This is a genomic window from Bartonella gliris, assembly GCF_045277155.1.
Classification (GTDB): Bacteria; Pseudomonadota; Alphaproteobacteria; order Rhizobiales; family Rhizobiaceae; genus Bartonella; species Bartonella gliris.
In genome coordinates, this window is record NZ_CP123962.1 from 989,829 (window position 1) to 1,000,752 (window position 10,924).

Sequence of the window (10,924 nt, forward strand, 5' to 3'; positions counted from 1 at the left end):
TTCAATACAAAATTGCCTGTGTAACAGAGCAGCATAGTACTAGAATATATCATTCATCAAAAAATTCTATTCTAACCAAAATCAAGTTTTTACAAAATAATAATGGAATATGCTTTTATTGAGAAAAAACAAATGTGATCTCATGATTTCTTCCCTTAAAATGGTTGTTACTTACTCTGTTATGCTACAGAGTATAATGAAAATTAAATACCCCCACATTTAATAAAAAAAGATATTACGTTTTTGCAAAAAAACTAACTCTGTTTTAATGGTTGAGCTTTTTCGTATAGACGAGAAAATATGGAGTATTGACTGCACATAATAAAACACTTCAAAAAAATGTTGTCTATTCGTTATGTAAATTTCTGAAAATACTGCAACATGCACCAACAAAATAAAAAAGAGTAAAAAATACAGCAGGCCTTTTGTTTATCATATTATTCAACTACAATATTTTCATGCTTATCCTTGCCATAGACACTGCTTCAATTTATTGCGCCGTTGCACTCATTCATCATAAATCTGTGCATCATAAATCTGTGATTGCACATATCAGCGAACGCATGAATAAAGGACACGCTGAAAAACTTATTGGATACATTGCACAAGTAACCAACCAAGCCAATATTACTCTTAACCAGGTTGATCGTATTGCTGTCAATATTGGACCTGGATCATTCACCGGTGTGCGTGTCGGTGTTTCAACAGCAAGAGCTTTAGCACTAGCGCTAGAAATACCAGCGATTGGAGTAAGCGCACTTGAAGCATTAGCCGCTCAGGCAGCAAATAAAAATACTACGTTAGCAATCACTGTTGTTATTGAAGCCGGTAGAGATATGTTCTACCATCAAAATTTTAAAGAAGATCTCACCCCTTTGGGAGCGCCTAGCTTAAAAACAATTGACAATATCATCGAAGATTTACCACAACAAACGAGACTAACCGGTCCAGCAGCTAATATCGTTGCGCTCTATATTAAAAACAATCAGATAAACAAAAAAGTTGTACTAGATCAAATCTTATGCGAAGCAGCTGATATTGTAAGCTATGCTCACCTTGCTGCAAACAAACAACCACAAGAACACCCCCGTCCGCTCTATCTACGCAATGCTGATGCTAAACAACAAACCGGTTTTGCTTTACCACGAAAAAAATAATGTCCAAATTTTTATTAACAAAAAAGCATTTTCGGATTGATCAGCTACAAACAGATGACAGCGCTTCCCTTTCTCAAATTCATCAACATTGTTTTGTCCCTTCTTGGGAAAAACAAGCATTTGATCATTTCTTACAAGATCACTCTATCTTTGGATACAAAACCTCTCTCATCCGGCAACCTGATAAAATCTTAGGCTTTTGCCTATGCCGTCTCATTCTTGATGAAGCAGAAATCATCACAATTGCTGTCCAACCTCATTGTCGTCGACAAGGAATTGGCTCCCTGCTTATCGATAGTACACTTCGCCATCTTCAACACAAAAACGCTATAAAGCTATTCCTAGAAGTAGAAGAAACTAATCTTTCTGCTTTAAATCTTTATCAACATTTCGAATTTCAAAAAATTTCTAAACGTCCTGCATACTACCAGTCTAAAAATAGTCGTATAGATGCAATCATTATGCAAAAAACTTTTAAGCAAACAGATTGAGATTTGCGTAAAAAACATTTAGATATGCGCTATGAAACAAGAAAACTCTAAAAAGACACCCCCTGTTGCTCCTAAAAAGGTTTTTATCAAAACCTATGGGTGTCAAATGAATGTTTATGACAGCCAACGGATGACTGATAGTCTTAGTTCACAAGGTTATGTCGCCACACAAACACCAAATGACGCAGACCTTATTCTTGTCAATACCTGTCATATTCGTGAAAAAGCAGCAGAAAAACTCTATTCTGATCTCGGTCGCTTGCGGGTAATGCGTCAAGAACGTACGCCTGACAAACCCTTGATGGTCGGTGTGACCGGTTGTGTTGCACAAGCGGAGGGAAGTGAAATTTTGCGCCGTGCACCAATGGTGGATCTCGTTGTTGGACCGCAAATGTATCATCGCTTGCCAGACTTGCTAGAACAAACCAAACAAGGGAAAAAAATTGTTGCAACAGACTACGCTGTTGAGGATAAGTTTGCTCATTTACCGCCTCATAATAAACGTGCTGTAAGAAAACGAGGCGTTAGTGCATTTTTAACAGTACAAGAAGGCTGTGATAAATTTTGCACTTTTTGTGTTGTTCCCTACACACGGGGTGCCGAAATATCGCGATCCGTCGAACAAATTACCGAAGAAGCTCGCCAACTCATTGAAGCTGGAGTCAAAGAAATTACACTTCTTGGACAAAATGTAAACGGTTGGCACGGACAAAGTGCTGATGGTAGAACTTGGCGTCTTGGTGATCTTCTCTATCACCTCGCAAAACTTGATGGCTTAAAGCGTCTACGTTATACAACTAGCCACCCGCGTGATATGGATGACAGTCTTATTGCCGCACACCGAGATCTGGATATATTGATGCCTTATCTGCATCTCCCTGTCCAATCGGGTTCGGATCGTATCTTAAAAGCAATGAACCGCCAACACAAAAGCGTTCATTATCTTCATCTTATCGAAAAAATTCGTAACGCACGACCCGATATTGCTTTTTCAGGCGATTTTATTGTAGGATTTCCAGGAGAAACAGATGAAGATTTTGAAGAGACCATTAAACTTATTAAACAAGTGCAATACAGTTCGGCCTATTCTTTCAAGTATTCACCTCGACCTGGAACAATTGGTGCGACAATGAAAAATCATGTTGATGAAGCTGTGAAAGATGCTCGGCTTCAACATCTACAAATCCTTCTCCTTGAGCAGCAAAATGCATTTTTGCGCTCTAAAATTGGTCATACCACCGATGTTCTCATCGAAAAGGCCGGTCGTCACTCTGGGCAAATGGTAGGTCGTTCACCTTGGCTTTTACCTGTTGTGGTAGATACAGAGGCTTCTACAGGTACTGTGATGCCAATTCATATTAAAAATGCGAGCTCAAACAGTTTTGTCGGTGAAACAGCAAATGTATAAATAGACTTCTGGCATCTTGTTCAAAGCATGGATTTTGGAAAACTTTTTTATTTTTGAAAATAAGTGCCACATTTCAAGTTTACACTTTATACTAAAGAGTAGATGTTTTTTATAAAGTTCACTCAAAAGAGTGTATCGCACTGTGTAGATATGGGAGAATAGGTTGAAAGATTCAACCGAAAAAGTTAAGCGCGTTAAAGAGAAAATAAGTATTTTCCCTGAAAATATTGTTATCTCAGAAAAAGCAAACACATCAGATGTTCATCATGTTGTTTTAATTTTTGAAAATAATCAATATGCGAAAGCAGTATTTGGTGAATTCGACAAAAATCTTGCTTATATTGAACAAAAGCTCGGACTCAATATTCATCCACGTGGCAATGAAGTTTTAATCCATGGGAAAACTACTGCAACAAAGCACGCGCAAGATGTGTTACAGCAGCTTTATGAACGCGTTAAAACACATCAAGAGCTCACTTTATCGGATATAGAAGGAGCGATTGCCATGGCAAATTTGCCACACAAACAGCAAGAATCGCCAACAACAACCCAACCTGCAAAAAAACATATACCAGCACGATTGAGTACACATAAAAAAACAATCCACGCTCGGACTCCGACCCAAAATGCTTACATACACGCAATGGAACACACTGAACTTGTTTTTGGTATAGGGCCAGCAGGAACAGGCAAAACATATCTTGCTGTTGCTCATGCTGCAATGCTTTTAGAGCGTGGTATCATTGAACGAATTATCCTCTCACGTCCGGCTGTTGAAGCTGGAGAGCATCTTGGTTTTCTTCCCGGTGATCTCAAAGAAAAAGTCGACCCATATTTACGTCCACTTTATGATGCTCTCTATGATATGATGCCCGTCGAAAAAGTAGAACGCATTTTAGCTTCTGGTGTCATAGAAATTGCTCCTCTTGCTTTCATGCGCGGACGAACACTTACTCATGCTGCTATCATTCTCGATGAAGCGCAAAATACTACGCCCATGCAAATGAAAATGTTTCTCACACGTCTTGGAGAAGGAGCACGCATGATCGTTACCGGTGATATCAGCCAAATTGATTTGCCTGCAGGACAAAAATCAGGTTTAATCGAAGCAATACGTATTCTTTCAAATGTAGAAAATATTGCAATTATTCGTTTTGATGAAAAAGATGTTGTGCGCCATCCCCTTGTTACAGCTATTGTGCAAGCTTATGATCGTGATTCTGGAGCACAAAATAAAAAAGAAAAGCCACTCTCATGCGGTGCATCAGAAAAGTGAATTTGATTTGTCATGATTACTATTGATATAACTGTTGAGAACGCAGCGTGGAATGATGAGAAAATGCTTTATAATATCACTGAAAAAGCATTAAAAACGACAATGCATCATGTTTCATTGGAAAATGTTGTAAGCGAAATTAGCCTGCTTTTTACGGATGATAAACATATGGCAAAGATCAATGCGCTCTGGCGCAATAAAAATAAACCTACAAATGTATTATCTTTTCCTGCTTTTCCCCTTAAAGCTGGAGATCCTCCTGGACTCATGCTTGGTGATATCATTATTGCGCGAGAAACTGTTGCTCTTGAAGCAGAAAAAGAAGGAAAATCATTTCAGGACCACTTAACGCATATGATTGTTCATGGCGTCCTCCATCTTCTTGGCTATAATCATGAAACAGATGATGAAGCGTATTACATGGAAAAGCTCGAAAGAGAAATTCTCCAAAAGCTTGCCATAAAGGATCCCTACGTTGAATTGTCTTAACAATATCAAAATCATACAATTTAAAGTACCCAAAAAGGTCTAGAAGATTTCAAAATCATGGCAAACAAAGTAAATACACAAAATAACAGTCAAACGTCTTCTAATATTGAAGAACATCCCTCTCAAAGAACAAATCATACGGAAAAAAATTCTCTGATGAGTCATTTGTTTTCGTTCTTACGTGGCCGTAATTATACTTCACTGCGCGATGATCTTACCGTTGCACTCACGGCTGACAATGAAAAGGATACTGCCCTCTTCTCACCTGAAGAACGTACTATGCTGCATAATATCTTACGCTTGCGCGAAGCACGCGTTGATGATGTCATGATTCCACGTTCTGAAATCGAAGCATTGGAAATAAACACCCCTCTCGGGGAAGCCCTTAAATGTTTTGCAAAGATTGGTCATTCTCGCATCCCTGTTTATGCTGAAACCTTAGATGATCCGCGGGGAATGATTCATATACGCGATATCCTTAATTATATAACACGCTTTATTATGCAATCCGTCCAGACAGAGCAAACATCCGATTCACTGCAGTTAAACCACGCAGATTTACATACTCCAATCGGTGATTTGGATCTGATTCGAACAGTTCTTTTCGTTCCTAGCTCCATGCTTGCAAGCAAATTACTAACACGAATGCAAGCCACACGAACACAAATGGCTTTGGTAATTGATGAACATGGTGGAACAGATGGTTTAGTTTCTATGGAAGACATTGTCGAATTAGTCGTTGGTGATATCGAAGACGAACATGATAATGTCGACAACGCTATCGTACGTGAACCCAACAATAAATGGCTCGTTGATGCAAGAACCGAACTAGAAGATGTGGAAAAAGCTCTTGGTCCTGATTTTATCGTAGGGGAATATGGTGATGAAGTCGATACTATCGGTGGGTTGATTGTCTCTATTCTTGATCGCATTCCGGCAAAAGGTGAAGTCATTGAAGCAGTACCAGGCTATCGATTCCGTATTTTAGAAGCTGATAAACGTCGAATTAAGCGATTGCGCATTTTTCGTATCTCGGAGAATGAAAATTTTAAACAAAATGTCATCTCCAAAGAATAGCCTAGTATTTTTAAACAGTTTTATACTTTTCTTGCTTTCCGTTACGGGTTGGAAACGGCAAGCGGTTCTCTTTTTGTGTGGTGTGTTCACATCTTTTGCTCTTCCACCCTTTTATTTAACACCTCTCTGCTTTTTAACTTTTCCAACCTTTATTGTTTTACTTGATACAATAAGTACCATCCAAAACAATAAAAAAAACCTTCTGACCTACGCTTTAAGCTGTGGGATCTTTGGCTTTGGTTATTTTCTTTGCGGCCTTTGGTGGCTATGCAATGCTTTGTTGACAGATCCCGTTGCTTTTGGTTGGGCAGTGCCATTTGCCATTTTTTGCCCTCCCCTCTACCTTTCTCTTTATTGGTTTTTTGCCGGTTTTATTGTCGGTTTATTATGGACAAAGGGAATAGCACGCTTTTTTGTTTTAGCCTTTGCGCTGGGACTAGCGGAATGGTTGCGCGCACTTTTGTTCACAGGATTTCCGTGGAATGCTCTTGGCTATACAGCTATGCCAACCCCTATGTTCATGCAATCAGATGCAATCGTGGGGCTTTACGGAATGAATATTTTGGCCGTCTTAGTTTATAGTTTGCCCGCTGTTTTACTGACAGATGAAAAAAAGAAATCCGCACTTTCTCTTTGCTTAGCGCTTATATTACTTCACAGTGGTTTTGGATTTTATCGTCTCAATGCTGCACCCAACATAGCTGATTATCAAAAAAATAGTTATTGGGTGCGCATTGTTCAGCCCTCTATCCCACAAAACACAAAATTGAGCAATATTACACGAGAAGCTATATTTGCAGCTCATATGAATCTGACGGCAACACTCACAGAGGATAAAAATCCAGAACCTGACTTTATCGTATGGCCCGAAGCATCTATTCCTTACCTTCTCGATGATACCTCTGATATCACAATGCGCATTGCTTCTCTTCTCAAGCCCAAACAATGGGCTATTATTGGTGCTATACGTGCCAGTAATGATCTTGCTAATGCACAAACGCACTATTTTAATACAATTGCAGTCATTAATGCTAAAGGTGATATTTTAAACACTTCTGATAAACTTCACTTGGTTCCTTTTGGTGAATATCTTCCCTATCAGAATTTATTGAAAAAAATTGGATTGCATATCCTTGCTGATAATATTGGTGGATATAGTGCTGCAAATGTGCGCAAAACTGTCATGATGCCGAATGGTTTTTCTTATCTTCCGCTGATTTGTTATGAAGCAATATTTCCCAATGAAATGACTTTTAAAGGTTCCTCTCCTCAAGCAATCATTAATGTTACAAATGATGCATGGTTTGGCGTAACACCCGGCCCATACCAACATCTTCAACAAGCGCAGCTTCGTGCAGTTGAACTGGGAATCCCTCTCATACGAGCAGCCAATAATGGAATATCAGCTGTCATTGATTCTTATGGACGAATCGTTGTAGCTCTCCAACAGAATGCTGTTGGCATTATTGATTCGCCGATTCCGTCACCCATTACCCCCATAGGAAACAATGAATACAGAATATTCTCTACTTTTATCTTATTCATTCTTATGTTATTGTGCCGTGTTTGTTTTGGTTTTACAAAACAGTTTTAATGATCGCATGCCCATGTACGGTACCATGTTATATGTACCATGAGTGTTGGGAAAAAGTGTTACATATTACTTTATTGTATGATAAATCAACCTCACATAAATCTGATGTTGATTTTGAAGTGTTGGAAATTTAAAGAGTTGCATTATGACCGAAACTAGAAAAAAACCCGATCCTATAGATATCTATGTCGGAACCCGTATTCGTTTACGTCGTAATATTTTAGGACTAACTCAAGAGAATTTGGGGGAAAAACTAGGTATTACTTTCCAGCAAATCCAAAAATATGAAAAAGGTACAAATCGCATTGGCGCAAGTCGTCTTCAAGCGATTGCGGAAATTATGGATGTACCTGTTTCTTATTTTTTTGATAAAGGCATCAATACTAAACATGCGGAAGGCTTTGCTGAAAGCGATAATAATTTTATGGACTTTTGCTCTAGCAGTGAGGGAATCCAACTCATGCGTGCTTTCACTAATATATCTGATGCTAGAGTGCGTCGAAAAATTATTGATTTGGCAAAAGCACTCTCTGAAGAAGATCTAACAAACAAGTTATAAATAAAATATATCCTTTCTCTCACTCATATCATAAATCAGCATTGACGATTTGTCATGAGATTGGCAAATAAGGGCGACTTTAATGGAGTGCAGTTTTCTTTTTTGAAGGAGTTCCTATGCCGCATCAAGATTATCTTTTTACAAGTGAATCAGTATCGGAAGGACATCCTGACAAAATTTGCGATCGCATTTCAGATGAGATCGTTGATATGATCTATCAAGAGTCTCAAAAAACTGGTACTGATCCGTGGCTCGTGCGAATAGCTTGTGAAACTTTAGTAAGTGTGAACCGCGTTGTTATTGCCGGTGAGGTACGTGTTCCTGATACACTTTTAAAAAAAGATAAAAACAAGCAACTTATCTATGATGAAGCTGGGTTCCCAATCATTAATCCTACTCGTTTTCGTACAGTAGCGCGCCGTGCTATTCGTGCAATTGGTTATGAACAAATAGGCTTCCATTGGAAAACCGTTAAAATTGATGTTCTTTTGCGCCCTCAATCAGCTGACATTGCACGGGGGGTTGATAACGCTGTAGATCGGCATGGCGAAGAAGGCGCAGGCGATCAAGGTATCATGTTCGGATATGCTTGCCGTGAAACACCAGATCTCATGCCCGCGCCAATTTATTATGCACATAAGATTCTAAAACTTCTTGCTGAGGCTCGCCATAAAAAGGAAGGAGAAACCGGAAAATTAGGACCAGATGCTAAAAGCCAAATAACAATACGGTATAAAAATGGAAAGCCTATAGAAGTAACATCTATCGTTCTTTCGACACAGCATTTAGATGAAAGTTGGGATTCCAATAAAGTGCGTACAGTGGTTGAACCTTATATTCGTCAAGCTTTGCACGATATTCCTATTTCGGCTCAATGCAGTTGGTACATTAACCCAACAGGAAAATTTGTTATCGGTGGACCTCAAAGCGATGCTGGGCTAACAGGGCGTAAAATTATTGTTGACACTTATGGAGGTGCAGCCCCCCATGGTGGAGGAGCTTTTTCAGGCAAAGATACAACAAAAGTTGATCGTTCTGCAGCTTATGCTGCACGCTATCTGGCTAAGAATATTGTTGCAGCTGATTTAGCAGAACGATGCACTATCCAACTCTCCTATGCAATTGGTGTTGCACAACCCTTGTCTATTTATCTTAATCTCCATGGAACGGGAAAAGTGGATGAAAGTGTTCTTGAAGCAGCAATCCGCAAAATAATGGACCTTTCACCGACAGGGATTCGAAAACATCTTAATCTCAACAAACCGATTTATGCAAAAACAGCTGCTTATGGTCATTTTGGACGCAAACCAAAACATGATGGTTCGTTTTCATGGGAAAAAACCGATCTCATTAAAACACTTCAAACAATGATTAAAATACCATGATTGTACAGAATACACGGACACGTGAAGCCTTTTTTGGTCGCCGGCAAGGAAAACGGTTACGAAATAGTCAACTTACGCGTATCAAAATGCTTCTCCCAACTCTTAACATTGATTTAAATAACTCTGCGCCTTCAGACCTAACGTCCTTATTTTCCAGAAAAGTAAGAGAAGTCCGGCTTGAAATTGGCTTTGGTGGAGGTGAACATTTGCTCCATGAAATGGAACATTTTCCACAAACCGGTTTTATCGGCATCGAGCCCTTCATCAATGGCATAGCAAAAATGTTAATGTCACTTGAACAACATGAACAGTATCAAAATCATCTTCGTCTTTATGATGATGATGCCACACGCCTCCTTGATTGGCTCCCAAATGCATCACTTGATGGAATAGACCTCTTCTATCCTGATCCATGGCCTAAAAAAAAGCATTGGAAACGGCGCTTCATTAACATAAAAAATCTTAACCGTTTTGCTCGCGTTCTTAAAACAGGCAAAAAATTCCGCTTCGCCAGCGATATAGAGAGTTATGTAAACTGGACCCTGTACCATTGTACACAACATCAAAACTTTGAATGGGAAGCAGAAAGCCCTCAAGATTGGAAAACACCTTATCCGCTATGGCCAAGTACCCGGTATGAAGCAAAAGCTTTACGCGAAGGACGCACACCTACCTATCTCACTTTTATCAAGAAATAAATGATGAAGCGCTTTTATCATAAACAACTTGAAAAACTCTAAATTTAAGAGTATCAATAGATAAATTCTTGGTCTTATGATGAGGAGTGGGCCGTGTGGACCCGCTTTTTTTTATGTCATAAAACTGATGAAGCTGACTTGGATAAAGTGTATGAATGAAACTGAAAGAATGAGCGATATTGATGAACCGCGTTTGTTTGAAGAAAACGGCATCGAAGCACATGTTGCTGCTCTTGTTATACCAGTGCTTAAGCCTTTAGGTTTCCGTTTGGTTCGTATAAAGCTCCTTGGGCAAAATGGTTTAACGCTTCAGATTATGGTTGAGCGCGCTGATGGCTCCATGACAATAGAAGATTGCGAAATTGTTAGCCGAACTGTTTCACCCCTTCTTGATGTGCAAAATGTTATTGAACGTAAATATCATTTAGAAATTTCATCTCCTGGAATTGATCGTCCATTGGTAAGAAAATCTGATTTTTTTCATTGGCAAGGGCATATTGCAAAAATTGAAACTAAAATCACAATTGATGGACGTCGAAAATTTCGTGGAATACTCGCAAATATTACGCAAGATGGCTTTACCTTAAATACCGATAAAGCCGCCTATGGAGAAGCCATGTATATTTCTATTCCTTTTGATGACATCGTCGATGCGCATTTGGTGCTTACCGATGAACTTATTCGCGACGCATTGAAAAAAAATAAAGATTTAAGTCAACAATTCATTCCAGAAGATAATCCTGACGTCTCAAAACAGGAAAAAAATTACAAGAATTAAGATCACTGGGAA

The 10,924-nt window shown here is 39.0% G+C and carries 11 protein-coding genes; all 11 read left to right on the forward strand.

What is annotated here, in order from left to right; genetic code table 11:
* Window positions 1-458 precede the first annotated feature (458 nt).
* The 11 genes from tsaB to rimP all read left to right on the forward strand — a co-directional run bounded on the left by tsaB (window position 459) and on the right by rimP (window position 10,912).
* A complete protein-coding gene (tsaB, locus tag QHG54_RS04470; RefSeq protein WP_406603929.1) occupies window positions 459-1,157 on the forward strand; it encodes a tRNA (adenosine(37)-N6)-threonylcarbamoyltransferase complex dimerization subunit type 1 TsaB in 699 nt (232 codons plus the stop codon).
* Window positions 1,157-1,648, forward strand: a complete 492-nt coding sequence (gene rimI, locus QHG54_RS04475; RefSeq protein WP_317992787.1) for a ribosomal protein S18-alanine N-acetyltransferase — start codon at window positions 1,157-1,159, stop codon at window positions 1,646-1,648. Before tsaB ends, rimI begins: the two co-directional genes overlap by 1 nt.
* Window positions 1,649-1,679: 31 nt before the next feature.
* Complete coding sequence (gene miaB, locus QHG54_RS04480; RefSeq protein WP_406603930.1) at window positions 1,680-3,056, forward strand: tRNA (N6-isopentenyl adenosine(37)-C2)-methylthiotransferase MiaB; 1,377 nt, start codon at window positions 1,680-1,682, stop codon at window positions 3,054-3,056.
* Between the two features lie 163 nt (window positions 3,057-3,219).
* The gene (locus tag QHG54_RS04485) at window positions 3,220-4,332 is read left to right on the forward strand and encodes a PhoH family protein (RefSeq protein ID WP_406603931.1); all 1,113 of its coding nucleotides are present in this window, start codon (window positions 3,220-3,222) and stop codon (window positions 4,330-4,332) included.
* A 12-nt stretch (window positions 4,333-4,344) separates the two neighbouring features.
* Window positions 4,345-4,821 carry an rRNA maturation RNase YbeY gene (gene ybeY / locus QHG54_RS04490; protein WP_317992784.1) on the forward strand — a complete coding sequence of 159 codons (477 nt, stop codon included), beginning with the start codon at window positions 4,345-4,347 and terminating at the stop codon, window positions 4,819-4,821.
* A 57-nt stretch (window positions 4,822-4,878) separates the two neighbouring features.
* Window positions 4,879-5,898 (forward strand): hemolysin family protein, encoded by a 1,020-nt coding sequence (locus QHG54_RS04495; RefSeq protein ID WP_317992783.1) that lies wholly within the window; start codon window positions 4,879-4,881, stop codon window positions 5,896-5,898.
* Window positions 5,861-7,492, forward strand: a complete 1,632-nt coding sequence (gene lnt / locus QHG54_RS04500) for an apolipoprotein N-acyltransferase (protein WP_317992782.1) — start codon at window positions 5,861-5,863, stop codon at window positions 7,490-7,492. Before QHG54_RS04495 ends, lnt begins: the two co-directional genes overlap by 38 nt.
* Window positions 7,493-7,637: 145 nt before the next feature.
* Window positions 7,638-8,051, forward strand: a complete 414-nt coding sequence (locus QHG54_RS04505) for a helix-turn-helix transcriptional regulator (RefSeq protein ID WP_317992781.1) — start codon at window positions 7,638-7,640, stop codon at window positions 8,049-8,051.
* Window positions 8,052-8,167: 116 nt separating this feature from the next.
* The gene (gene metK, locus QHG54_RS04510) at window positions 8,168-9,436 is read left to right on the forward strand and encodes a methionine adenosyltransferase (RefSeq protein WP_317992780.1); all 1,269 of its coding nucleotides are present in this window, start codon (window positions 8,168-8,170) and stop codon (window positions 9,434-9,436) included.
* Window positions 9,433-10,134 carry a tRNA (guanine(46)-N(7))-methyltransferase TrmB gene (locus QHG54_RS04515; protein ID WP_406603932.1) on the forward strand — a complete coding sequence of 234 codons (702 nt, stop codon included), beginning with the start codon at window positions 9,433-9,435 and terminating at the stop codon, window positions 10,132-10,134. Before metK ends, QHG54_RS04515 begins: the two co-directional genes overlap by 4 nt.
* Window positions 10,135-10,261: 127 nt before the next feature.
* Window positions 10,262-10,912: a ribosome maturation factor RimP gene (rimP, locus tag QHG54_RS04520; protein ID WP_317994014.1), complete on the forward strand. Its 651-nt coding sequence runs from the start codon at window positions 10,262-10,264 to the stop codon at window positions 10,910-10,912.
* Window positions 10,913-10,924: the final 12 nt, after the last annotated feature.

What these genes read in the sequence shown, in the direction of transcription:
- QHG54_RS04505 (WP_317992781.1), top strand. Translation starts at nt 7,638, where the DNA reads ATGACCGAAACTAGAAAAAAACCCGATCCTATAGATATCTATGTCGGA.
- QHG54_RS04515 (WP_406603932.1), top strand. Translation starts at nt 9,433, where the DNA reads ATGATTGTACAGAATACACGGACACGTGAAGCCTTTTTTGGTCGCCGG.
- rimP (WP_317994014.1), top strand. Translation starts at nt 10,262, where the DNA reads ATGAAGCTGACTTGGATAAAGTGTATGAATGAAACTGAAAGAATGAGC.
- rimI (WP_317992787.1), top strand. Translation starts at nt 1,157, where the DNA reads ATGTCCAAATTTTTATTAACAAAAAAGCATTTTCGGATTGATCAGCTA.
- metK (WP_317992780.1), top strand. Translation starts at nt 8,168, where the DNA reads ATGCCGCATCAAGATTATCTTTTTACAAGTGAATCAGTATCGGAAGGA.
- ybeY (WP_317992784.1), top strand. Translation starts at nt 4,345, where the DNA reads ATGATTACTATTGATATAACTGTTGAGAACGCAGCGTGGAATGATGAG.
- QHG54_RS04495 (WP_317992783.1), top strand. Translation starts at nt 4,879, where the DNA reads ATGGCAAACAAAGTAAATACACAAAATAACAGTCAAACGTCTTCTAAT.
- miaB (WP_406603930.1), top strand. Translation starts at nt 1,680, where the DNA reads ATGAAACAAGAAAACTCTAAAAAGACACCCCCTGTTGCTCCTAAAAAG.
- tsaB (WP_406603929.1), top strand. Translation starts at nt 459, where the DNA reads ATGCTTATCCTTGCCATAGACACTGCTTCAATTTATTGCGCCGTTGCA.
- lnt (WP_317992782.1), top strand. Translation starts at nt 5,861, where the DNA reads ATGAAAATTTTAAACAAAATGTCATCTCCAAAGAATAGCCTAGTATTT.